Genomic DNA, 22,144 nt, shown 5'->3' with positions numbered 1-22,144 from the left:
CGCCGCCGGCTCCCCGCCTCCCCGCCCCAACGCGCGGCGGCCGGGGTTAACGGGCGTCCGGGTCTCCGACGGGGCGGTAGCGGCCGCGGAGCCGTACGAGCGGGGTGAGCGACGGCTCGACGTAGCTCACCCCGAGTACCCGGGCGATGTGGAGCGTGTGGTCGCCGGCCGGGACGACCTGCGTCGTCTCGGCCTCCAGCGCGGCCACGCCGCCCTCCACGACGAGCGCCCCGCTCAGCTCGCCCCGGTGGTGCGGCGTCCCGGCGAGCAGCAGCCGCGCGCCGGGGCGGCCCGGGGTGGCGAAGCGGCTGGCGATCGCCTTCTGCCCGGCCGACAGCACGCTGGCCGCCCAGCGGTCGCGGCGCAGCAGCAGCTCGTTGAGGTAGCCGGTGTTCGCGAGGCTGACCATCACCAGTTCGGGGTCGAGCGAGACGGACGTGAAGGTGCCGACCGTTCCGCCCACGTCGTCGCGCCCGTCGTTGACGGTGACCACCGTCACCGCGGTCGCCACCCCCGCCATGGCCTCGGTGAACTCGCTCATACCGTCATCATCCCGGACCCCGGCCACCGCTCCGGCGGGGTGTCAGGAGGCCAGGCCGTTCTTGGTCAGCCAGTCCTTGGCGACCACGGCGGCGTCGTCCTTGTCCACCGCGACGCGCTTCATCATGTCGACGAGGGTCTGGGTGTCGAGCTTGGCGGAGATCGCGTTCAGCGTGGTCCGGACCGTGTCGTTCGCGGCCGCCTTGTTGACCAGCGGGGTGACGTTCTGGGCGCTGAAGACGTTCTTGGGGTCCTCCAGCGGGACCAGGTCGTTGAGCACGATCTTCGGGTCGGTCGTGAAGACGTTGCCGGTCAGGACCGTGCCGCTCTTGACGGCGTCGGCGGTGGTCGCGCCGGTCGGCTTCCACTCCTTGAACTCCAGGCCGTAGACGTCCTTGAACTGGGCCTCGCGCCGCTTCTTGAACTCGGGCGGGCCGCCGACGGCGTTCTGCTTGGAGATCTTGGCGAGGTCCTCGATCGTGGTGAGCTTGTACTTGGTCGCGCTCTCCTTGGTGACCGTGAGGGAGTCCTTGTCCTCGGCGGCGGCCGAGTCGAGGATCTCCACCTCGGCCGGGAGCTTGGCCTTCAGCTCGTCGTTGACCTCGTCCTTGGACGCGGCCGTGGTCTTCGGGTCGATGAACGCCAGCAGCGCCCCGTTGTACTCGGGGAGCACGGTCAGGCCGCCGCTCTTGACCTGGTCGTAGACGATCTCACGGCTGCCGATGTTGGGCTTCTCCTCGACCGTCACGCCCTTGGACTCCAGCGCCTGGGCGTAGATGGAGGCGAGCAGGACGCTCTCGGGGAAGTCGAAGGAGCCGACGACGGCCCTGCCGCCCCCGGAACCCGATCCCGAGCCGGAACCGGTGGTGGCCGGGCTCGCGGAGGCGCTGGTCAGGGGGTCTCCCCCGCCGCACGCGGTAAGTGTGAGCGCCGCGGACAGGACTACCGCCGCGGTGCCGAACAGACGCTTCATCGTGCATTTCCCTTTCAAACGGGGGGTTATTAGTAGATTAGCGGACGCGCTGTCTCCGGCTCACCCCCGGCGACACCGCCGTCCGCTGTGCCAACGTGAACAACAGCTGTACGGCGAGCGCGAACAGCACCACCAGCACGGCGCCGCCCGCGACGCTCGCGTAGTCCTTCGTCGCCAGGCCGTCGATGATGAAACGGCCCAGCCCGCCGAGCCCGGCGTAGGCCGCCACGGTCGTGGTCGCCACCACCTGGACGGCCGAGAGCCGCAGCCCGAGCAGGATCAGCGGCAGCGCCACCGGCACCAGCACCCTGCCCAGGACCTGGCCGCCGCGCAGGCCCATGCCGTACGCGGCGTCTCGCAGGTCGGGGTCCACGCCCCGGACGCCCTCGTAGGTGTTGACCAGGATGGGCGGCGCCGCCAGCGCCACCAGCGGGATGAGCACCGGCCAGACCGTGGTGGTGCCGAGCAGCAGCACGAACAGCACGAGCAGGCCGAGGGTGGGTATCGCGCGGGCGACGTTGACCGTCGCCACGATGAAGTAGGCGCCCCGGCCGGTGTGGCCGATCCACAGCCCCAGCGGCAGCGCGATCAGCGCGGCCAGCAGCAGCGCCGCCGCGGAGAACGCCAGGTGCTCCAGCAGCCGGGCCGGGATGCCGTCGGGCCCCGACCAGTGGGCCGGGTCGCCGAAGAAGTCGGTCAGCCAGTTCACGCGCTCCCCCTCGCCCGCTGCCAGGGGGTGAGCAGCCGCTGCGCGGCGAGCAGGAGGCCGTCCACCAGCAGGGCCAGCGCCACGATGAGCACGATGCCCACGACCGCCGGGGTGGGGAAGTCCCGCTTGAACGCGTCGGTGAACAGGTTGCCCAGCCCGCCCTGGCCGATGAGCGCGCCCACGCTGACCAGGCTGATGCTGGAGACCGCGACCACGCGCAGGCCCGCCAGCACCACCGGGACGGCGATCGGCAGCTCCACCCGGAGCAGCCGGCGCAGCGGGGTGAAGCCCATCGCGACCGCCGACTGCCGCACGTGGTCGGGGACCGAGGCGATGCCGTCCACCACGGCGGGGATCAGCACGGCCACGCCGTAGAAGCTCAGCGGGATGATCACTGTCGCCGGTCCGAGGCCGGTCGCCGGGAGCAGGAGCATGAAGACCGGCAGGGACGGCAGCGCGTAGACGACGTTCATCAGCCCGGCCGTCGGCTGGTACAGCCAGCGCCAGCGCACGCAGGCCAGCCCGATCGGCAGCGCGACGACCAGCCCGAGCACGACCGGCAGCAGCGCCATCACCACGTGCTGCTGGAGCAGGGAGTCGATGCTGCCCGCCCGGCCGGTGCTCCAGTTGCGCCAGATCCAGTCCCAGCGGACCAGGGGCTCACCGTCCATCCGCGGCCTCCCGGGCTCCGCCGGCCTCCCCGGGTCCTTCGTCGGCCCGGGTCTCCCCCGCCACGCGGGACGCCTCCCGGGCGGCCAGGACCAGCGCCTCGTCCAGGACCTCGCGGGTGACCACGCCCTCGGCCCGCCCGGAGTCGTCCACCGCGATCGCGTTCCCCGAGGGCGACAGCAGCGCCGCGTCCAGCGCCGCGCGGAGCGAGTCGCGGTCCCTGACGAACGTCCCGTACGGCGCGAGCGGCACCGCCTCGAACGTCCCGCTCTCCGGAAGACCGGCGGTGGCGGCCCAGCCCAGGGGCCCGCCGTCCGGGTCGACCACGGCCAGCCAGGGCTCCGCCGTGCCGCGGGCCGAGGCGACGTCGGCGGAGACCGGCACGGTCAGGTCGCCGCGCAGCCCCAGTCCCGCGCCGGGGACGAACGACAACCGCCGGATGCCCCGGTCGCGGCCGAGGAACTCCCGGACGAACCCGTCGGCGGGCCTGGCCAGCAGCGTCGCGGGGTCGTCGAGCTGCGCCAGGTGCCCGCCCACCTGCAGCACGGCGACCCGGTCGCCGAGCTTGACGGCCTCGTCGATGTCGTGGGTGACGAACACGATCGTCTTGTGCAGCTCGGCCTGGAGCCGCAGCAGTTCGTCCTGCAGGCTCGCGCGCACGATCGGGTCCACCGCGCTGAACGGCTCGTCCATCAGCAGCACCGGCGGGTCGGCCGCGAGCGCGCGGGCCACGCCGACGCGCTGCTGCTGGCCGCCGGAGAGCTGGAAGGGGTAGCGGTTCGCGAGGCCGGTGTCCAGGCCCACCCGCTCCAGCAGCTCCATCGCGCGGTCCCGGGCCTTCCGCCGGTCCCAGCCGAGGAGCTGGGGCACGGTCGCGACGTTGTCCACGATCTTCCGGTGCGGGAAGAGGCCGGCCTGCTGGATCACGTAGCCGATGCCCCGGCGCAGCGTGGGCGGATCGACGGTGGTGACGTCCACGCCGTCGAGGAGGACGCGGCCCTCGCTCGGGTCGATCATTCTGTTGATCATCCGGAGGGACGTCGTCTTGCCGCATCCGGAGGGACCGACGAACACGGTTATCCCACCCGTGGGAACTTCGAGGCTGAGGTCGTCCACGGCGACGGTTCCGTCTGGATATCGCTTGGTGACACGGTCGAATGTGATCATGCGTAACCTTTTGCTCGCCGGCGGGGCGTGGGACCCCCTGCCCACAACCGCCCCATGGTCTAACGCGGGACCGACAAAGGTGAGGTATCCAACTCAACCCTCCCATGGCCCCCACCAGGGGGCCGCTCAGGCTAGCAAGCCCTCCGGAGAAAGGGCAGTCAATAGTGCGATTGGGCCCGCCGACCCGGCATGATTACCCATATCGTGGGGAGTGACTCATCTGACACACATGCACCAACAGCCACATCGGCACCGTACGTATTCCGCTCATCCCGGTTTCATCGTCAGGTGCCCCGCCTGAACCATCCGAACCACCAGAGGAACCGGTTCCCGTGACCCAGCCGCTCCTCGGTCGGCGCTCGCGTGGTGACCTCGTCGCCGAGCTCTACGACCGTCACGCCGCCGGACTGTTCGCGTACTGTCACGACCAGCTCGGTGATCCCGGCGCCGCAGCCGCCGTGTTGGCGGCCGTCTTCGCCGCCGTGGAGGCCGCCGGGCCGCGCGCCACGGTGGGGACCGCCGGGCCGCCGCGCGCCGCCGGGGAGACCCTCGCGCCGCACGCCGCCGGGGAGGCCGCCGGGCCGTACTCCGTTGGGGAGGCCGCCGGCCCGCCGCGCGCCGCCCTCTACGCGCTGGCCCGCCGCGAGATCCAGCACCGCGACGTCGTCCACGCGCCGCCGATCGCCGGAGCCGACCTGGTGGCCGCCTTCGTCGGGCGGGTGCTGCGCGACCTGCGGCCCCACCAGCGCGAGGTGCTGTACCTGTCCGGCGTGTGCGAGATGGACGCCTTCGAGCTCTCCTGGGTGCTCGACGTGGCCGCCGACACCGCCGACGAGCTGACCGTGAGCGCCTGCCGGCGCTTCGCCCAGGCGCTGCGCCCGGCCCTGGCCTCGATGAGGGTGCCGGACCGCATGGCCGAGGTGTTCGGCGCTCTGGACGCCGCGCCCATCCGCGACGTCCTCGCCCGCGCCCCCTGGGCCGTCCCGCCGCCGGATCTGCGCGCCGCCGTGCTGGGAGTCCGGCCGGATACGGCTCCCGCCACGCCGGTGGTCCGGCCGGGTGCCGCTCCCGCTTCGCCGGAGGTCCGGTCAGGTACGGCTTCCGCCGCGCCGGGCATCCGACCCGGTACGGCTTCCGCCTCGCGCCCCTCCGGTCCCCCGCTCAGGAGGCTGTGGCCCGCGCCCCCGGTGTGGCCGCTCCCGCCCTCCGAGACCGACGCGCTGACCAGCACCACCGTGTTCCCGCTGCCGATCGGGCCGGCGGGCGGACCGCGCGACGGCTCGCCCGGTTCCCCGGGTCCCTCGGGCTCCCCGATCCTTCCCGGCTCCCCCGGATCGTCCGGGCCGTCGGGTCCCACCGGCTTCACCGGCTTCACCGGATCTTCGGGTCACCCCGGCTCCTCCGCGCGGGACCGCGCGTCCGACCCCTTCTCGCCGCCGGACCCGGACGTGGTCTCCGCGCACGAGGCCACCACCGAGCCGATGCCCCGGCTCAAGGACGCGGTCCTGACCTCGCTCGACGACATGTCGCCCCGCGCCCGGCGGGCGAGGCTGCGCCGGCCCTCGCCGCGCGGTTCGGCGCCCCTGTCCGCCCCGGTCCCCGGGGACGTGCTCGAACCCGAGGCGTCGCCGTCACCACCATCGTCATCGCCGTCATCACCACCGTCGTCGCCGTCGTCGCCGGACGGGTTCCCCTCCGTGGGGAACCTGTTCCAGCCCCTCACCCCCGAGGCGCGGGCGGCCCTGATCCGGACCGACAGGCTGGTGGCCGCCGCGCCGCGCGAGGAACGCGACCGCGACAGGCGGCGCACGGACCGCGGACGGCACGAGCGGCGCGAAGAGCCCGATCGGCGAGGGGATCGCGGGTGGCGCGAGGACGCCGGCCGGCGGGGGGAGCACGAGCGTCCGCTGCCCGGCTGGCCGCTGCGGGCCGACGAGCTGGAGGACCTGACCGTCCCCGGCTCCACGACGTCCCCGGTCCAGGACCGGACGTCCACGACGTCCACGGCCCAGGACCCGACGGCGCGTACGGACGCCGCGGCGTCCCCGTACGAGGACGCCGGGAGGACCCCTCTCGCGGACACCGGGGACGTGCCGCACGCGGACGCCGGTCCGGTGGAGGCCGTACGGGCTCCGCGCGACGAGTGGCCGATCGTCGACTGGACCGCGCCGGAACGACCCGTCCGCGTGCACGGGCTGGAACGGCCCGCCGACACGGGGTGGCCCCTGAGCGGGCAGGAGCCCGAGCCCGAGGCCACGGCGGAGACGACCGGCCTCCGGACGACCGCCGCGGAAACGCAGGACCCCCGGACGACCGACGCGGCGACGACCGACTTCCAGGAGGTCGCCGCCTGGCGGGCCGGGATGCTGGCGAACGCCGGGAACCCCGGGAACACTGGGAACGCGGAGGTCGGAGCCACGGCCGCGGCCGTGACCGGGGTCCGGGCCGATGTCCCGGAGCCGAGCCCCCGGGCGTCCCGTACGGCGCGGTCAGGCGGGCGGTCGCATCGCAGGCCCAGGCGCCGGCCGGGCAGGCACGCCGAGCGTCACCACGACTGGGTCTGGGAGCTCGTGGGCTTCCTCATCTGCGTGGCGATCGCGGTGATCGTCTTCCTCGCCATGCCCGCCCTGGCGCCGTGACGCCCCGGCGCCGTAACGCCCCGGCGCCGTAACGCCCCGGTGCCATGACGCCCCGGTGCCGTGACGCCGTGACGCCGTGAACGGTCCGGCGTCTCAGCCCGCCGACAGGACCAGCCCGCTGGTCGGCACGCCGGTGCCGGCGGTGACCAGGACGTTGCGGACGTCCGCCACCTGGTTGGCCGCGGTGCCCCGGACCTGCCGGACGGCCTCGGCGATGCCGTTCATGCCGTGGATGTACGCCTCGCCGAGCTGCCCGCCGTGCGGATTGACCGGCAGCCGGCCGTCGATCTCGATGCCGCCGTCCGCCACGAGGTGGCGCGCCTCACCCCGCCCGCAGAACCCCAGCTCCTCCAGCTGGACGAGCACGAACGGCGTGAAGTGGTCGTACAGGACGGCCGTCTGCACGTCCTCGGGGCCGAACCCCGCCTGCTCCCACAGCCGGCGGCCGACCACCCCCATCTCCGGCAGGCCGGTCATGTCGTCGCGGTAGTAGCTGGTCATCATCATCTGCTCGGCCCCCGACCCCTGGGCCGCGGCGGTGATCAGGGCCGGGGTCCGCCGCAGGTCACGGGCGCGCTCGGCCGAAGTGACCACCAGCGCCACCGCGCCGTCGCTCTCCTGGCAGCAGTCGAGCAGGTGCAGCGGATCGACGATCCACCGCGACGCCTGGTGCTCGGCGAGGGTGATCGGCCGGCCGTGGAACCACGCGGCGGGGTTGGTGGCCGCGTGCCGCCGCATGGCGACCGCCACCCTGCCGAAGTCCTCGGACGTCGCGCCGTGGACGTGCATGTACCGGCGGGCGAACATGGCGACCCACGCCGCCGGGGTCATCAGCCCCTGCGGCACGTGCCAGCTCATCTCCAGGCCCAGGGACGACGGCGCGCCGCCGAGCCCGGGGTCGGGCCGGCCGTACCTGCGGCCGGAGCGCTCGTTGAACGCCCGGTAGCAGACGACGGTCTCGGCGACGCCGGTCGCGACGGCCATCGCCGCGTGCATCACCGTGCCGCACGCCGCGCCGCCGCCGTAGTGGACCCGGGAGAAGAAGGTCAGGTCGCCGATGCCCACCTCGCGGGCCACGGCGATCTCGTCGTTGGCGTCCTGGGTGTAGGTCACCAGGCCGTCCACGTCCGACGGGCCGAGGCCGGCGTCGTCCAGCGCCGCGAACACCGCCTCGGCGGCGAGCCGGAGCTCCGACCTGCCCGACTGCTTGGAGAACTCGGTCGCGCCGATGCCGGCGACGGCCGTACTCCCCGAAAAGGAGACCACGGTGGGGGCCTTTCTGGTGGGTCAGCGGTCGGGGAGGGCGACGCGGACGGTGCCCGAGGCGTGGTCGCCCAGGCTGACCCTGCCCCGCACCTCGACGGTGAACTCGCCGTTCTCCCGCCCGACGACGGTGCCGGTGAAGGTCAGCCGGTCACCGGCGTAGGCCGGGACGCCCAGCTTGACGTTGATGCCGCGGATCAGCGCCTCGGGGCCCGCCCAGTCGGTGACGTAGCGCTCGACGAGGCCCATCGTGGTCAGGATGTTGAGGAAGACGTCCTTCGCTCCCTGTGCCCTGGCGCTCGCCGGGTCGTGGTGGACGGGGGTGAAGTCCATCGTGGCCAGTGCCGTCGAGACGACCGCGGTGGGGGTCAGGTCGATCGCGAGCTCGGGGAGCGCCACTCCGACCTGGACCTCGTCTTCGGTAAGCGTCCGCATCACGTCTCCCGGGGGACCCAGAGGGGCAGTATGAGGTTGTCGTCCTTCTGGCGATACGTCACACGCAACGGCATACCGATACCCACTTCCGCGGGAGCGCAGTCCACGACGGCGCCCACGATCCGCACGCCCTCCGGCAGCTGGACCACCGCCACCGCGAACGGCGTCTCCCATCCCGGGACCGGCGGGTTGTGGTGCACCACGTAGCTGTAGACCTCACCCTCGCCGCTCGCCACGACGTACGTCCGGCCGGCCGAGCGGCACGAGGGGCAGACCGGACCGGGGGGATGCCGGAGCTCGCCGCAGTCGGCGCATCTCTGGATCCGCAACTCGCCTCGGGCCACACCCTCCCAGAAGAAGGCGGTGTCGTCGTTGACGGCCGGTCCCAGCGGGTACGGCTGCCGGGTATCGGGAGTGGTTTTGCGCCCCTCGGGATGAAATTTCAGCACCCGGAACAGCATCTGGGCCACCCGCTCGCCCTCCGAGTACCAGGTGACGTTCCAGGTGACGAAGTAACCCTCGCCGAGGGCCGTCCGCTTCGGCCCGGACAGCCCGGTGAGCCGGGTGGCCGGGACCGGCCGCTCGCCGAGCCTCAGGTAGCGGTCGTAGGTCTGCTCGCAGTTCGTCGCGACCACCCCGGTGTAGCCGGCGGCGTCGAGGGCCGCGAGCACGTCGTCGATCGGGCCGCCCCCGCTCCCGGGCCGCCCGTCCGGGCCGTGTTCTCCGCTCCCACCGGCCTGTACGGCCCGCCCGCCCGGTCCCTGGTCCCCGGCCCTCCCCTGCCCTCCGGACCCCCCGTCCCCTCCCGTCCGCCCGGCCGGTCCGGCGAGGCCCGGCATGGTCCAGACCTGGATCATCGCCGGGGGAGCCACGATCTCCCCGTGGACACCCGCGGCGGCGGCCTCCGCGTCGGTGTGGAGGGGGTTGGCGTCGCCCATGGCGGCGGCCCAGTGCCGGATCATCGGAAGGTTGACCGGGTCGGCCGCGGCCTCCCCGTACACCTCGCCCGCGGCCATCCTCTTCTCGGCCAGCGCGGTGAGCCGTTCGTGGAAGCCCGGGTCCGGGACCCCGGCGGGAGGGTTCGCGGCGGTCATCGGGGCGGCCTCGGCAGGTTCAGGCCCAGCATGGCGATGAGCTCGCGCTGGATCTCGTTGACGCCGCCGCCGAAGGTCAGCACGATCGCGCCCTTGACGCCGCGGTCGAGGCGCTCGGCGAAGTCGGCCGTCTCCTCGTCGTCCGGGTCGCCGAACCGGGCCAGGACGTCCCCGACGATCCGGCCGACCTCCTGCATGCGCTCCGAGCCGTAGATCTTGGTGGCCGAGGCGTCGGGGGCGCCCAGCCAGCCCAGGTCCATGCCCGCCGCGACCTGCCAGTTCAGCAGCTCGTTGGTCCGCAGGCAGGCGTACACCCCGGCCAGCGCGCGCCGTACGGCGGGCTCGTCGATCAGGCCGGTGGCGCGCGCCCACCTCAGGAAGCGGTCGTGGACGTGCGCGATGTTGCCCGCCGGGCCGAGCGTGACCCGCTCGTGGTTGAGCTGCTCGACGATCAGGTCCCAGCCCCGGTTCTCCTCCCCCACCACCATGTCCACCGGCACCCGCACATCGGTGTAGTAGGTGGAGTTGGTGTGGTGGCGGCCGTCCATGGTCGTGATCGGGGTCCACGAGAAGCCCGGGTCGGCGCAGTCGACGATCAGCATCGTGATGCCCCGGTGCCTGTCGGCGGCCGGGTCGGTGCGGGCGGCCAGCCAGATGTGGTCGGCGCGGTGGGCGCCCGAGGTGAAGATCTTCTGCCCGTTGACGACGTAGTGGTCGCCGTCGCGGACCGCGGTGGTGCGCAGGGCCGCGAGGTCGGTGCCCGCCTCGGGCTCGCTGTAGCCGATGGCGAAGTGGCACTCCCCGGCCAGGATGCGCGGCAGGAAGAACTCCTTCTGCGCGGCCGTGCCGTACCGCATGATGGTCGGGCCGACGGTCTGCACTGTGATGATCGGGTAGGGCACCTCGGCGCGGGCGATCTCGTTGGCGAAGATCTGCTGCTCCATCGGGCCGTACCCGCCGCCGCCGTACTTCTCCGGCCAGCCCAGGCCGAGCTTGCCGTCACGGCCGAGCCTGCGGCAGTGCCGCATGTAGGCCGGGCCGAACGGGTCGGCGGCGATCTCCCGGCGCTCCTCGGCGGACAGGCAGACGGTGAAGTACTCGTGCAGCTCGTGGCGGAGCCGCCGCTGCTCGGGGGTCAGGTCGATCATCATCGAAGAAGGGCTCCGATCGCGTCGAGCCGGGCCTCCACACCGCCCAGCAGGTGGGCGTGGTGCTTGCCCCAGGCGAAGTGGCGGTGCAGCGGGTAGGCCACGTCCAGGCCGATCCCGCCGTGCAGGTGCTGGCAGGTGTGCAGCGCGGCGAGCGCCGCGTCCGTGACGGTGAGGGCCGCGACGGACAGGTCGGCGTCGGCCTCGGCGTCCATGCCCTCGGCCAGCCGCCACGCCCCGGACCACATGGCGACGTCCAGGGTGCGGGCGGCGATGTAGACGTCGGCGATCTGCACGGTGACCGCCTGGAACTCGGCCAGCGCCCGGCCGAACTGCCTGCGGTTCCTGATGTGCTCGGTGGTCAGCGCGAGCGCCCCGGCCAGCACGCCGGAGGCGACGGCGACGATCCCGGCGAGCGCCAGCAGGCGCAGACCCTCCGTGGCCCGGCCGTCCGGCCCGCCCACGGGCTCTCCCGGGGAGTCGTGGAGGGTGAGGGTGGCGGCGGGCTCGCCGGTGGAGACGCGCACCGGCCGCAGGGCCGCCGCCCCGGGGGCCACCAGGAACAGGCCGGCGCCCTCTTCGGTGGCGGCGGGGACGAGGATCGCCGACGCCTGGGCGGCGTAGGGGACGGTGCCGGCCCGTCCGGTCAGCACCCACCCGTCGCCGCGGGAGCGGGCGGTCACGGTGGGGGCGGCGTCCGGGCCCCCCGCGGGATCGGGTCCGCCCGCGAGGCGGGCCGTCACGGTGGGGGCGGCGCCGAGGTCACGGCCGGGGCCGCGCAGCGCGGCGGTCAGCACCGCCCGCCCCTCGGCCAGCGGGGCCAGCGCCGCGCGCTGCTCCGGGGAGCCGTGCCGCGCGACGGTCAGCGCGGCGACCAGGCTCGCCAGGAGCGGCGCCGGGGCCACGTGCGCCCCGGCCTCCCGCAGCAGGACGGCCATCTCCACCGGTCCGAGCCCCGCGCCGCCCGCCTCCTCGGGAAGGCAGGCGCCCAGCAGCCCGGCGTGGGCGAGGGAGCGCCACAGCCCCGCGTCGTACGGCGCGCCGCCCGCCTCGTGGGCCTCGATCCGTTCGGTGGCCGCCTCGCGGCCGAGGAGGTCTGCGGCGAGGGCGCGCAGCTCGCTCTGGGTCTCGTCAAGGGTGAAGTCCACGGGCGCTCCAGGGGGCTAAAACGCTCAAGCCAACCGATCCGGAAACTAGAACAGATTTCAATCCCCGTCCAGGGGCCACCGGCGGGGACGTGCGGCACCGTACGGTGGGCGGGCGTCTTCCGTGGAAGGGCCGATGGCCCTCACAACCGGCGGGTAACTCACCCGGACGACCGGAGATCAGATAACGTGTTCTCATGCGTGTCCCGCGTACGACCATCGGAGCATCCGCGGCCACCCGCGCCCCGCACGCTTCGACCCCCGGGTCCTCCCGGCCGGGCGCGGCCAAGGGATCCTCGGGTGCCGCCAAGGGCGCCTCGGGCGCACAGGGTTCGCAGGGCGAGCCGGCGGCGTCCGGCGGCGTCCGTTCCAGGAGCCAGCACCAGCGCCGCAAGCGCATCGTCCAGGCGGCCGCCGCGCTCGCCTCCCGCGGCGGCGTCGAGGCCATGCAGATGCGCACGGTCGCCGAGCGCGCCGGGGTCGCCCTCGGCACCCTCTACCGCTACTTCCCATCGAAGATGGACCTGGTCGTCGCGGTGGTCAGCGAGGAGTTCGACCTGCTCGAAGGCAGCATCGAGCGCCGCCCGCCGAGCGCCGCCACCGCCGCCGGACGCGCCGTGGACGTGCTGATGCGCGCCACCCGCGGTCTCATGCGCGAGCCCGAGCTGGCCGACGCGCTCATCCGCTCGCTGATCATCGCCGAGGTCGGCACCCCGTTCGGCGACCGGATGACCGGCCTGCTGCTGCGCGCCGCCGGGGACCGGCTGACGATGGAGACCGCCACCGAGGAGCAGGCCATCCTGGCCGGTTCGCTGTCCAGCGTCTGGGTGCAGGAGCTGCTGGAGATGCTCCGCGGCCGCCGCACGCACGAGCAGGTGCAGCGCCGCGTCGAGATCGCGGCCGACCGGCTGCTCGCCGGCTTCTGACCGCTCATCCCGCCCCGCCCTTCCCTCCGGAGACCTCCCATCCCCGCCTGCTCCCCGGAGACCTCCCGTCCCCGCCTGCCCTCCGGAGATCTCCTACCCTCGCCCTCCCGAGCCTCCCGCCCTCCGCCTCCTTCCGGTGACCTCCCTCCTTCGCCTTCCGCCGGAAACTAGAACGAGTTACAGTCACAGGCGGGTGCGGTCGGGCTGGGAGGTCGGATGGGCGCGGTGATCGTCGAGGCCGTCAGGACCCCGATCGGCAGGCGCGGCGGCGTGCTCGCGGGCCTGAAACCGCAGGCGTTGCTCGCCGCGGCGCTGAACGGCCTGATCGGCAGGTCCGGGATCGACCCGGCGGCCGTGGACCAGGTCTTCGCCGGGTGCGTCACCCAGGCGGGTGAGCAGGGCGGGCACGTGGGCCGGTACGCCTGGCTCTACGCCGGCCTGCCGTACGGAACGGGCGTGACCACGGTCGACGCGCAGTGCGGCTCCTCGCAGCAGGCCGTGCACCTGGTCGCCGCCCTCATCGAGGCGGGCGTCATCGAGGTCGGGGTGGCCTGCGGCGTCGAGGTGATGAGCCGGGCCCCGCTGGGCAGCAACGTGCTCCCGGCCGACCCCCGGCCCGACGACTGGGCCATCGACCTGCCCGACCAGTTCACCGCCGCCGAGCGGATCGCGCGGCGGCGCGGACTGACCCGCGAGCGGCTCGACGCCTTCGGCGTCCGGTCCCAGCGCCTGGCCGCCCGCGCGTGGGCCGGGGGCCGCTTCGACCGGGAGGTCGTCCCGGTGGCGGCTCCGGTCCTGGGCGAGGACGGACGGCCGACCGGGGAGAGCCGCGTCGTGACCGCCGACCAGGGGCTCCGCGAGACCACGGCCGAGGGGCTGGCACGGCTGCGGCCGGTGACGGGAGAGGGCGGCCTGCACACCGCCGGGACCTCGTCGCAGATCTCCGACGGCGCGGCGGCGGTGCTGCTGACGAGCGAGGAGGCCGCCGCCCGGTACGGCCTGCGCCCCCGCGCCCGGATCCGCGCCCAGGCGCTCGTCGGCGCCGAGCCGTACTACCACCTGGACGGGCCGGTGGAGGCGACCGCCAGGGTGCTGTCCGCGGCGGGCATGCGGGTGGCGGACGTCGACCTGTTCGAGGTGAACGAGGCGTTCGCCTCGGTCGTGCTGTCCTGGGCGTCGGTGCACCGGCCGGACATGGACCGGGTCAACGTCTGCGGCGGGGCCATCGCGCTCGGCCACCCGGTCGGCGCGACCGGCGCCCGGCTGGTCACCACCGCCCTGCACGAGCTGGAGCGGTCGGACTCCTCGACCGCGCTGGTGACGATGTGCGCGGGCGGCGCGCTGGCCACCGCGACCGTCCTCGAACGGCTTTGACGCGGCGGCGACGCGTCCGCGGGGGTGCGTGTTCTCCCCGCGTTTCCCCGCCGGCTCCCCGCGTTCCCCCGCCGGGAATGATCACGAGGCCGTACGCTTGCGGCGACCCTTTCCCGCCATGAGGATGACGCCATGCAGCCACTCGGTGAAGCCGACCTGCGGGTGGTCGCCGCCCTGCAGGTGAACGGGCGGGCCACCTGGGACCGCATCGGGCGCGTGCTGGGCGAGCCCACGCGCAACGTCGCCAGGAGGGCGGCCCGGCTGATCGAGTCGGGGGTGCTCTCGGTGGTCGGGCTGGTCGAGGACCGGCGGCTGGGGTCGTCGGTGCTGCGGCTGCGCTGCCGTCCCGGGACGGTGATCGACGCGGGCGAGGCGCTCGCCGAGCTGCCCGAGACCCGGTTCGCCGCGCTGGTCTCGGGCTCGGTGGACTGCACGGCCGAGCTGTCCGTGGCCGACGACGCCATGATCGATCTGCTGTTCCGGGGCATCCCGTCGATCGACGGGGTCGTGGAGAGCGTCGCCTATCCGGCGCTGCGCTACTTCAAGACCCCCCAGGAGTGGCACCTCGACGTGCTGACCCCGCAGGAGGTGGAGGGGCTGCGCGAGCAGTGGGCCCCGCTGCCGGGCCGCCTCCAGCGCCCGCGCGAGGCGCCGCCGGCCGAGGACGCGCGGATCATCGCGGCGGTCGTCACCGACGGCCGCGCCACCCACGCGGAGGTCGCGTCCGCCGCCGGGATCAGCGAGTCCACGGCCCGCCGACGCCTGGACTCCCTGCTGCGCCGGGGGATCCTGCGCATCCGCGCCGAGATCGAGCCCGCCTACCTCGGGCTGCCGGTCGAGGCGGTGCTCTGGCTGCGGGTGGCCGAGTGCGAGGTGGAGGCCGTCGGGCACGCGCTGGCCGCGCTTCCGGAGGTGCGGTACCTGGTGGCGGTGGCCGGCGACCACCAGCTCGTGGCGCACGTGGTCGTGCCGGGGCGGTCCGAGCTGTACGAGTTCCTGCGGGGCATCGGCGGCCTGCCCGGGATGCGGGCGATCGAGACCACGGTGGTGCTCCGGCCGCTCAAGCGCGGTTTCATGATCAAGCGTGACGGCCGGGTGGAGCGCTGGGCCGGCCCGATCGAGGCGTGCCGCGGAACGCCGGGAAGAGACGCGGAAGCCGTACCTTGACGCGCCCGGAGGTACATAATAGAACGCGTTACAGCAGATGCCCCACCAAGCGCTTGATCGGTTAGGCTGGCGGGCCGGGCGGGCACGCCCGTCACCCGCGGCGTGGCGTGGCGTACGCCGGCAGCACGACGCCCGCGAGGACGCGCGGGCGGTTCCCCCGGGGAGGGCCATGGACATCAACCTCGTCGACCAGGATCTCTACGCGCGCGAAGGCGCGCCCCACGACCGGTTCGCCTGGCTGCGGGCCAACGATCCGGTCCACCGGCACGCCGGCGGAGGCCTCGGCTGGCCCGACTTCTGGGCGGTCACCAGGCACGCCGACGTCGTGCAGGTCTCCCGCCGCCCCGACCTGTTCTCCTCCAGCAGGAAGCTCGCGCTCTTCGAAGAGATGCCGGAGGAGCAGCGCGAGTTCCAGCGGATGATGATGCTCAACCAGGACCCGCCGGAGCACACCCGGCGCCGCTCGCTGGTCAACCGGGGCTTCACCCCGCGCGTCATCGGCGCCCTGGAGCAGCACATCCGCGACATCTGCCACGACCTCGTGGACGAGGCCAGGGGCCGCTCCTCCATCGACTTCGTCCGGGACATCGCCGCCCCGCTGCCGCTGTACGTGATCTGCGAGCTGCTCGGCGCCCCCGTCGAGGACCGCGACAAGCTCTTCACCTGGTCCAACCAGATGATCGGCGCGGAGGACCCCGACTACGCGGCCGACCCCACCGAGGGGCGCGACGCCGCCGCGGAGGTCTACGCCTACGCCAACCGGCTCGCCGCCGAGCGCCGCGAGGAGCCCCGCGACGACATCATCACCAAGCTTCTGCGTCCCGACGACAACGGCGAGGTCCTCGACGAGAACGAGTTCGACCTGTTCGTGCTGCTGCTGGTGGTGGCGGGCAACGAGACGACCCGCAACGCGGCCTCCGGCGGCATGCTCGGGTTCTTCGAGCACCCCGAGCAGTGGCGGCGCCTGGTCGCCGACCGCGCGCTGGCCGGCACCGCCGCCGACGAGATCGTCCGCTGGGTCTCCCCGGTCAACCTCTTCCGCCGTACGGCGACCGCCGACACGGTGATCGGCGAGCAGGAGGTCAAGGAGGGCGACAAGGTCGTGGTGTTCTACACCTCCGCCAACCGCGACGAGGACGTCTTCGCCGACCCCGGGGTGTTCGACATCGGCCGCACCCCCAACCCCCACATCGGCTTCGGCGGCGGCGGCGCCCACTTCTGCCTCGGCAACCACCTGGCCAAGCTGGAGCTGCGGGTGCTCTTCGAGGTGCTGGCCGAGCGGCTGCCGAACCTCGCCCAGGCGGGCCCGGCCCGGCGGCTCCGCTCCAACTTCATCAACGGCATCAAGGAGCTCCCGGCCACGGTCTCCTGAACCCCGGCGCCGCCGTTCCCGCCCGCCGGCCCCCGGATCGGCGGGCGGGCCCCCGGATCGGCGGGCGGGCCCCCGGATCGGCGGGCGGGCCCCCGGATCGGCGGGCGGGTCCCGGGATCGGCGGCCGGGTCCCGCCCTCACCGCGTCAGCAGGGACTCCGCCCGGTCGACGTAGGCACCGGGCAGCGCGTACAGGGCGGCGGCGACCTCCGGGTCGGCGACGGCGGGCAGCGCGGCCAGGGCGTCGGCGGCCAGGCCCCGGCAGTACTCCAGCGTGTCGTCGACCATGTGCCCCTCGCGCAGGCGGGTGAGCACGAACGCGATCTCCTCCTCCGTCAGCCGCCTGCCGAGGAGGGACCGCAGCTCCCCGCGGTCGTGGCGGAGCGCCAGCAGCAGCGGCAGGGTGTAGACGCCCTGCCGCAGGTCGTTGCCGACCGGCTTGCCCAGCCGGTCGGCGGTGGAGGCCAGGTCGAGCAGGTCGTCCAGGACCTGGAAGATGACGCCGAACCGCTCGCCGTACGCCGCCATGGTCCGCCCGGCCGGGTGGGCCACCACGCAGCTCGCCCGGAACAGGGAGGCGGTCTTGCCGGTGATGGACCGCAGGGCCGCCTCGGGGGTGCGGGCGGGGTCGAACAGCTCGGCCGTCTCCTGGAACTGCCCCTCGGCCAGCTCGACGACCACGGCGGCGAGCGTCTCGGCCACGTGCCTGGAGGCCGAGGTCAGCGCGGCGAGCCCGGCCCGGGCGAGCATGAAGTCGCCGACGACCAACGCCCTGGCGTCGCCCAGCTCGGCGTTGAGGGTCCGTACTCCCCGGCGCTGCCCGGCGCCGTCCATGAGGTCGTCGTGGACCAGTGACCCGGCGTGGATCAGCTCGACGCAGGCCGCCGCGGTGACCGTCCGGCCGTCGATCCGCCCGCCCACGGCGAGCGCGGTCGCCAGTGTCAGCGCGGCGCGCAGCCGCTTGCCGCCCGCGCCGGTGATGTGACCGGCCGCCCGGTTGACGAGCGGCAGCCGGGAGGAGGCGCTCAGCCGCCGGATGCGCCTCTCCACCCGCGCCAGTCCCGCGGAGACGGCGGGAACGGCGAGGATCTCCTCCGGCCGCACGGCGTGGACGGGCATGGCGCCTCCTCGTGGCTCAACCTCATCGACCGCCTCCACGGTGCCGGACGATCGCTGAGGTGACGCTGAGCGCCGCTGAGACCTCTCTCAGCCCACGCGCTCCGGGACCTTCCGCATCACCTCGAACAGGCTGGTGAAGCTGGAGTCGGCGTGCCCGGCCGCCGCGCCCCGCCGGAAGATCTCCAGGACCGCGCCCGGCAGCGCGACGTCGACGCCGGCCGCGTGGACGGTGTGCGTGACGTGCTCGACGCTGGCCACCCCCATGGCCAGCCGGTCCACGTCACCGGGGTGCTCCCCGGCGTCGATCCGCGGCGTGTAGAACTCCATGAACCCCGGGATCGACGCCGCGGTCCGCGCGGCGTACGGCAGGAACTCCGCGGCCGTGATGCCGTTGGCGTCGGCCGTCGCGAGCGCGTGCAGCCAGCTGAGCATCGAGGTCCAGAAGATGTCCATCTGGAGCTGGTAGTACAGCGCCGCCAGCCCCGGGTCCTCTCCCCGGTAGTCGGCGCCGGTCAGCACCTCCAGGGTCGGCCGGTGCCGCTCGAACACCTCCCGGGGGCCGCTGTAGAAGGTGGAGGAGGCCGGGTCCCCGATGCCGGACGGCGGCACCTGCACGCCGCCGGTCAGCTGCCGGGCGCCGTGCCCGGCCAGCCACTCCGCTCCCTCCCTGGCCCGGTCCGGGGTGTCGGAGCTCAGGTTGACGATCACCTTGCCGGGCAGGTGCGCCGCGGCCGGTCCGAGGATCGCGTACATCGCGTCGTAGTCGGTCAGGCTGAGGACGGCCACCTCGCCGGCGGCCAGCGCGTCACCGGCCGTGGCGGCCCGGGTCGCGCCCCTGGCCACCAGTTCGTCCGCCTTCTCCGGGGTCCTGTTCCACACGGTGACCTCGTAGCCCCGGTCGAGGAACGCCTCCGCCATCGCCCGGCCCATCGGCCCGAGTCCGATGACCGTCACTGCCCGCACGCTCATCGCGCATCCCTTCTAGAACGAACGCTCTATCTAGAGAGGACCGTAGCACATCCCTGTAACGAACGTTCTATTCGGTAGACTCGCCGGATGAAGACCAGCGCACGACAGCGCGGGGCGGCCGGCCCGCACGGCGCCCTCGGCACCCGCGACCGGATCGTCCGTACCGCCTCACGGCTGATGCAGCGGCAGGGCTACGACGGCACCGGGATCAAGCAGATCTCCCAGGAGGCCGAGGCCACGCTCGGCTCGGTCTACCACTTCTTCCCGGGCGGGAAGCAGGAGCTGGCCGTCGCCGCGATCCGGCACGGCGAGAAGGAGTTCGCCGACGAGCTGCGGGAGATCCTCGACGGCGAGGACGACCCGGCCGAGGCCGTCGTCGCCTGCACCCGCAGGCTCGCCGAGGGCCTGCGCGCCTCCGACTGGGTGGACGGCTGCCCGGTCACGGCCACCGCGCTGGGTACGGCGGGCCGGGTGCCCGACGTGCAGCGGGCCGCCGCCGAGGCCTTCGCCCACTGGCGGCGGCTGGTCTTCGACCGGCTCCGCCGGGCGGGCTTCGCCGAGGACGACGCCCACGACCTCTCCCACACGGTGATCAGCACGCTGGAGGGCGCCGAGCTGGCCGCCCAGGTGTCGCAGGACGACCGGCCGCTGCACGCCGCCGGACGGCACCTGGCCCGGCTGATCGACCTCCACCGGCCCGGCGCCGCGCGCTCCTGACCGGACGGCGCCGGATCAGGGCCAGGAGGAGTCCTGGCCGGGGTCGCCGCCCTCGGACAGGAGCCTGATGTCGGACTCGACCATCATGGCGACGAGTTCTTCGAAGGAGACCGTGGGCTCCCAGCCGAGCTGGACGCGGGCCTTCTTCGGATCGGCGCAGAGCAGGTCCACCTCGGCGGGGCGGTGCAGGGCCGCGTCGCACACCACGTACCGCTCCCAGTCGAGGCCGGCGGCGGCGAAGGCGGCGACCACCAGATCGCGCACGGTGTGGGTGCGGCCGGTGCCGATGACGTAGTCCTCGGGCGTGTCCGCCCGGAGCATCAGGTGCATGGCACGGACGTAGTCGCCGGCGTAGCCCCAGTCGCGGCGGGCCTCCATGTTGCCCAGGCGCAGCTCGCCGGCCAGGCCGAGCTTGATCCTGGCCACGCCCAGGCTCACCTTGCGGGTGACGAACTCCGCGCCCCGGCGCGGGGACTCGTGGTTGAACAGGATCCCCGACACCGCGTACATGCCGTAGGACTCGCGGTAGTTCTGGGTGAGGAAGTGGCCGTACGCCTTGGCGACGCCGTACGGCGAGCGGGGGTGGAACGGGGTGGTCTCCGTCTGCGGGGTCTCGCGGACCTGGCCGAACATCTCCGAGGACGACGCCTGGTAGAAGCGGATCTGGCCGGAGCCGGCCACCGAGCGGGAGGAGGAGACGCCGGAGCAGACCCGGATGGCCTCCAGCATGCGCAGCACGCCCATGCCGGTGACCTCGGCGGTCAGCTCGGCCTGCTCCCACGACATGGGGACGAACGAGATGGCGCCCAGGTTGTAGACCTCGTCGGGCTGGACCTTCTCCACGGCGGAGATCAGCGACCCCTGGTCGAGGAGGTCGCCACGGACGAGCCGGACGTCCCGCAGCAGGCTGCGGACCCGTGAGACGCGCGGGTTGGCCTGGCCCCGTACCAGACCCCAGACCTCGTAACCCTCGTCCAGCAGGTGCTCGGCCAGGTATGAACCGTCCTGCCCGGTGATGCCGGTGATCAGTGCGCGCCTGGCCAACGCGTCCTCCTTGCTGATGGGATGAGACTTTCGCCCCTCATATGGCGTGTGACGGCGAATGTACCGTCCTGTCGTTGGCATGGACATCACGCCGCCGCCGCCACAACTAGAACGCGTTGCATAGAATAATGCTCTGTCGCCCTGATATCGCAGTTGGGGCCGGGTACGGCGGACTGTGGGAACGATTACACCTCGGGTCGGCGAGACCTACTGAATGGTAGGGTCCGGAGGGAAAGGTCATCTTTCACGGTACCTGTCCCCTTCCGGGCAGGGATGAGGAAGGGGTCGCCGTGCCAGGGGCGGATTCGCTGCGCGTCGCGCTGCTGTCCTACCGCAGCAAGCCGACATGCGGTGGCCAGGGCGTCTACCTGCGCCATCTCAGCAGGGAGCTGGTCGCTCTCGGGCACCACGTCGAGGTCTTCTCCGGCCAGCCCTACCCCGAGCTCGACGAGGGCGTCATCCTCAACAAGGTCCCCAGCCTGGACCTGTACCGCGACGAGGACCCCTTCCGCACCCCCAAGCTGCACGAGTACCGCGACTGGATCGACCTCCTGGAGGTCGGCACCATGTGGACCGCGGGCTTCCCCGAGCCGCTGACCTTCACCCTGCGGGCCCACCGCGAGCTGAAGAAGCGCGTCGGCGACTTCGACGTGGTGCAGGACAACCAGACGCTCGGCTACGGCCTGCTCGGCATCCAGAAGCTCTTCCCGGTGGTCGGCACCATCCACCACCCGATCAGTGTGGACCGGCGGATCGAGCTCGCGGCCGCGTCGGGGCGCAAGCGGCTGTCGCTGCGGCGGTGGTACGGCTTCGTCCGGATGCAGGCCAAGGTCGCCCCCCGGCTGAAGCCCATCCTGACCGTCAGCGAGTCGTCCCTGGCCGACATCCACCGCGACTTCAACGTGCCCCAGGCCAACATGCGGCTCATCCCGCTCGGCGTGGACACCCGCTACTTCCACCCCCGCCCGGACATGCCGAAGCGGCCCGGCTCGATCGTCGCGGTGGCCAGCGCCGACTCCCCCATGAAGGGCGTCGCGACGCTGCTGCGCGCGGTGGCGAAGCTGGCGACCGAGCGCGACGTGAACCTCACCGTGGTCAGCAGGCCGACCCCGGGCGGGCCGACCGAGAAGCTGGTCGCCGAGCTGTCCCTGCGGGACCGGGTGCGGTTCGTGCACGGCATCTCCGACACCGAGCTGGGCGAGCTGATCGCCACCTCGGAGATCTCGGTCGTCCCCTCCCTCTACGAGGGCTTCTCGCTGCCCGCCGTCGAGCACATGGCCTGCGGCACCCCGCTGATCGCCAGCCGCACCGGCGCGCTGCCCGAGGTGGTGGGCGACGCGGCCGTCCAGGTGACGCCCGGCGACCCCGAGGAGCTGGCCGCCGCGCTGCGCCGCCTGCACGACTCCCCCGAGGAGCGGGCGGCGGTCGGCAGGAAGGGCTACGACCGGGTCATGGAGCGCTACACCTGGAACGTCGTCGCCCAGCGGACCGTGGACGCCTACCGCGAGGCCATCCGGGCACGCCGCGACCGGTGACGGCCCCTCGGGGGCCCCTTCCCGAGCCCTCCGAGCCCTGCCATCCCATCCCCGGAGCCCCCGGGACCCCCGGGCCCGCACGGACCAGAGCCTTCGGGCCCTGACCACCCCTCCACCCCCGACCATCTGAAGAGGAGCGG

General features: G+C 73.4%; 20 protein-coding genes. 7 read left to right on the top strand and 13 right to left on the bottom strand.

Features of this window, described 5'->3' with window-relative positions; translation table 11 throughout:
- Positions 1-46 precede the first annotated feature (46 nt).
- Genes IEZ10_RS17430 through IEZ10_RS17410 form a run of 5 tightly spaced genes read right to left on the bottom strand, consistent with a single transcriptional unit; the run spans position 47 to position 4,058 of the window.
- Positions 47-541, bottom strand: coding sequence for a flavin reductase family protein (locus IEZ10_RS17430; protein WP_189247564.1), 495 nt, complete (start codon positions 539-541; stop codon positions 47-49).
- Between the two features lie 42 nt (positions 542-583).
- The gene (locus IEZ10_RS17425; RefSeq protein WP_189247563.1) at positions 584-1,513 is read right to left on the bottom strand and encodes an ABC transporter substrate-binding protein; all 930 of its coding nucleotides are present in this window, start codon (positions 1,511-1,513) and stop codon (positions 584-586) included.
- Between the two features lie 37 nt (positions 1,514-1,550).
- Positions 1,551-2,222 (bottom strand): ABC transporter permease, encoded by a 672-nt coding sequence (locus tag IEZ10_RS17420; RefSeq protein WP_179825072.1) that lies wholly within the window; start codon positions 2,220-2,222, stop codon positions 1,551-1,553.
- Positions 2,219-2,893, bottom strand: coding sequence for an ABC transporter permease (locus tag IEZ10_RS17415; RefSeq protein ID WP_179825074.1), 675 nt, complete (start codon positions 2,891-2,893; stop codon positions 2,219-2,221). Before IEZ10_RS17415 ends, IEZ10_RS17420 begins: the two co-directional genes overlap by 4 nt.
- Positions 2,883-4,058, bottom strand: a complete 1,176-nt coding sequence (locus tag IEZ10_RS17410; RefSeq protein WP_189247562.1) for an ABC transporter ATP-binding protein — start codon at positions 4,056-4,058, stop codon at positions 2,883-2,885. Before IEZ10_RS17410 ends, IEZ10_RS17415 begins: the two co-directional genes overlap by 11 nt.
- Before the next feature lie 332 nt (positions 4,059-4,390).
- Between IEZ10_RS17410 and IEZ10_RS17405 the strand changes: the two genes are divergently transcribed.
- Positions 4,391-6,697: a hypothetical protein gene (locus tag IEZ10_RS17405; RefSeq protein WP_189247561.1), complete on the top strand. Its 2,307-nt coding sequence runs from the start codon at positions 4,391-4,393 to the stop codon at positions 6,695-6,697.
- Between the two features lie 93 nt (positions 6,698-6,790).
- Here IEZ10_RS17405 and IEZ10_RS17400 read toward each other — a convergent pair whose 3' ends face one another.
- From IEZ10_RS17400 to IEZ10_RS17375, 5 genes are read right to left on the bottom strand one after another with little or no spacing between them, the layout of a single operon-like run.
- Positions 6,791-7,963 (bottom strand): lipid-transfer protein, encoded by a 1,173-nt coding sequence (locus tag IEZ10_RS17400; protein WP_189247560.1) that lies wholly within the window; start codon positions 7,961-7,963, stop codon positions 6,791-6,793.
- A 21-nt stretch (positions 7,964-7,984) separates the two neighbouring features.
- Complete coding sequence (locus IEZ10_RS17395) at positions 7,985-8,395, bottom strand: MaoC/PaaZ C-terminal domain-containing protein (protein WP_189247559.1); 411 nt, start codon at positions 8,393-8,395, stop codon at positions 7,985-7,987.
- Positions 8,395-9,489 carry a bifunctional MaoC family dehydratase N-terminal/OB-fold nucleic acid binding domain-containing protein gene (locus IEZ10_RS39005; protein WP_229811366.1) on the bottom strand — a complete coding sequence of 365 codons (1,095 nt, stop codon included), beginning with the start codon at positions 9,487-9,489 and terminating at the stop codon, positions 8,395-8,397. Before IEZ10_RS39005 ends, IEZ10_RS17395 begins: the two co-directional genes overlap by 1 nt.
- The gene (locus tag IEZ10_RS17380; RefSeq protein WP_189247558.1) at positions 9,486-10,640 is read right to left on the bottom strand and encodes an acyl-CoA dehydrogenase family protein; all 1,155 of its coding nucleotides are present in this window, start codon (positions 10,638-10,640) and stop codon (positions 9,486-9,488) included. Before IEZ10_RS17380 ends, IEZ10_RS39005 begins: the two co-directional genes overlap by 4 nt.
- Positions 10,637-11,785 carry an acyl-CoA dehydrogenase family protein gene (locus tag IEZ10_RS17375; RefSeq protein ID WP_189247557.1) on the bottom strand — a complete coding sequence of 383 codons (1,149 nt, stop codon included), beginning with the start codon at positions 11,783-11,785 and terminating at the stop codon, positions 10,637-10,639. The genes IEZ10_RS17380 and IEZ10_RS17375 overlap by 4 nt, the downstream gene beginning before the upstream one ends.
- Before the next feature lie 395 nt (positions 11,786-12,180).
- Between IEZ10_RS17375 and IEZ10_RS17370 the strand changes: the two genes are divergently transcribed.
- The 4 genes from IEZ10_RS17370 (at position 12,181) to IEZ10_RS17355 (ending at position 16,621) form a co-directional block, all read left to right on the top strand.
- The gene (locus IEZ10_RS17370; protein ID WP_229811389.1) at positions 12,181-12,708 is read left to right on the top strand and encodes a TetR family transcriptional regulator; all 528 of its coding nucleotides are present in this window, start codon (positions 12,181-12,183) and stop codon (positions 12,706-12,708) included.
- A gap of 216 nt (positions 12,709-12,924) precedes the next feature.
- Positions 12,925-14,082 (top strand): steroid 3-ketoacyl-CoA thiolase, encoded by a 1,158-nt coding sequence (locus IEZ10_RS17365; protein ID WP_189247555.1) that lies wholly within the window; start codon positions 12,925-12,927, stop codon positions 14,080-14,082.
- 132 nt (positions 14,083-14,214) lie between these two features.
- The gene (locus IEZ10_RS17360) at positions 14,215-15,249 is read left to right on the top strand and encodes an Lrp/AsnC family transcriptional regulator (RefSeq protein WP_189247554.1); all 1,035 of its coding nucleotides are present in this window, start codon (positions 14,215-14,217) and stop codon (positions 15,247-15,249) included.
- Positions 15,250-15,418: 169 nt separating this feature from the next.
- Positions 15,419-16,621, top strand: coding sequence for a cytochrome P450 (locus tag IEZ10_RS17355; RefSeq protein WP_189247553.1), 1,203 nt, complete (start codon positions 15,419-15,421; stop codon positions 16,619-16,621).
- A gap of 137 nt (positions 16,622-16,758) precedes the next feature.
- Here IEZ10_RS17355 and IEZ10_RS17350 read toward each other — a convergent pair whose 3' ends face one another.
- Entirely contained in the window at positions 16,759-17,739 is a 981-nt protein-coding gene (locus tag IEZ10_RS17350) for a polyprenyl synthetase family protein (protein WP_189247552.1), read from the bottom strand.
- Positions 17,740-17,826: 87 nt separating this feature from the next.
- Positions 17,827-18,708, bottom strand: coding sequence for an NAD(P)-dependent oxidoreductase (locus tag IEZ10_RS17345; protein WP_189247551.1), 882 nt, complete (start codon positions 18,706-18,708; stop codon positions 17,827-17,829).
- 87 nt (positions 18,709-18,795) lie between these two features.
- Here IEZ10_RS17345 and IEZ10_RS17340 point away from each other — a divergent pair, with 87 nt between their 5' ends.
- On the top strand, positions 18,796-19,425 hold the full coding sequence (locus IEZ10_RS17340; RefSeq protein ID WP_189247550.1) for a TetR/AcrR family transcriptional regulator: 630 nt from the start codon (positions 18,796-18,798) through the stop codon (positions 19,423-19,425).
- Positions 19,426-19,440: 15 nt separating this feature from the next.
- Here IEZ10_RS17340 and IEZ10_RS17335 read toward each other — a convergent pair whose 3' ends face one another.
- Positions 19,441-20,469: a GDP-mannose 4,6-dehydratase gene (locus tag IEZ10_RS17335; protein WP_189247549.1), complete on the bottom strand. Its 1,029-nt coding sequence runs from the start codon at positions 20,467-20,469 to the stop codon at positions 19,441-19,443.
- A gap of 290 nt (positions 20,470-20,759) precedes the next feature.
- Here IEZ10_RS17335 and IEZ10_RS17330 point away from each other — a divergent pair, with 290 nt between their 5' ends.
- Positions 20,760-22,004, top strand: a complete 1,245-nt coding sequence (locus tag IEZ10_RS17330; protein WP_189247548.1) for a glycosyltransferase family 4 protein — start codon at positions 20,760-20,762, stop codon at positions 22,002-22,004.
- Positions 22,005-22,144 lie beyond the last annotated feature (140 nt).

The sequence above is a fragment of the Streptosporangium pseudovulgare genome (assembly GCF_014648055.1).
Lineage (GTDB): Bacteria > Actinomycetota > Actinomycetes > Streptosporangiales > Streptosporangiaceae > Streptosporangium > Streptosporangium pseudovulgare.
This window is presented reverse-complemented; position numbering and strand designations above follow the sequence as displayed.

Bases quoted from the DNA above. Each gene is read 5' to 3' on its own strand.
- IEZ10_RS17430 (WP_189247564.1), bottom strand. From the start codon at position 541: ATGAGCGAGTTCACCGAGGCCATGGCGGGGGTGGCGACCGCGGTGACG.
- IEZ10_RS17425 (WP_189247563.1), bottom strand. From the start codon at position 1,513: ATGAAGCGTCTGTTCGGCACCGCGGCGGTAGTCCTGTCCGCGGCGCTC.
- IEZ10_RS17415 (WP_179825074.1), bottom strand. From the start codon at position 2,893: ATGGACGGTGAGCCCCTGGTCCGCTGGGACTGGATCTGGCGCAACTGG.
- IEZ10_RS17410 (WP_189247562.1), bottom strand. From the start codon at position 4,058: ATGATCACATTCGACCGTGTCACCAAGCGATATCCAGACGGAACCGTC.
- IEZ10_RS17395 (WP_189247559.1), bottom strand. From the start codon at position 8,395: ATGCGGACGCTTACCGAAGACGAGGTCCAGGTCGGAGTGGCGCTCCCC.
- IEZ10_RS39005 (WP_229811366.1), bottom strand. From the start codon at position 9,489: ATGACCGCCGCGAACCCTCCCGCCGGGGTCCCGGACCCGGGCTTCCAC.
- IEZ10_RS17380 (WP_189247558.1), bottom strand. From the start codon at position 10,640: ATGATGATCGACCTGACCCCCGAGCAGCGGCGGCTCCGCCACGAGCTG.
- IEZ10_RS17365 (WP_189247555.1), top strand. From the start codon at position 12,925: ATGGGCGCGGTGATCGTCGAGGCCGTCAGGACCCCGATCGGCAGGCGC.
- IEZ10_RS17360 (WP_189247554.1), top strand. From the start codon at position 14,215: ATGCAGCCACTCGGTGAAGCCGACCTGCGGGTGGTCGCCGCCCTGCAG.
- IEZ10_RS17355 (WP_189247553.1), top strand. From the start codon at position 15,419: ATGGACATCAACCTCGTCGACCAGGATCTCTACGCGCGCGAAGGCGCG.
- IEZ10_RS17350 (WP_189247552.1), bottom strand. From the start codon at position 17,739: ATGCCCGTCCACGCCGTGCGGCCGGAGGAGATCCTCGCCGTTCCCGCC.
- IEZ10_RS17345 (WP_189247551.1), bottom strand. From the start codon at position 18,708: ATGAGCGTGCGGGCAGTGACGGTCATCGGACTCGGGCCGATGGGCCGG.
- IEZ10_RS17340 (WP_189247550.1), top strand. From the start codon at position 18,796: ATGAAGACCAGCGCACGACAGCGCGGGGCGGCCGGCCCGCACGGCGCC.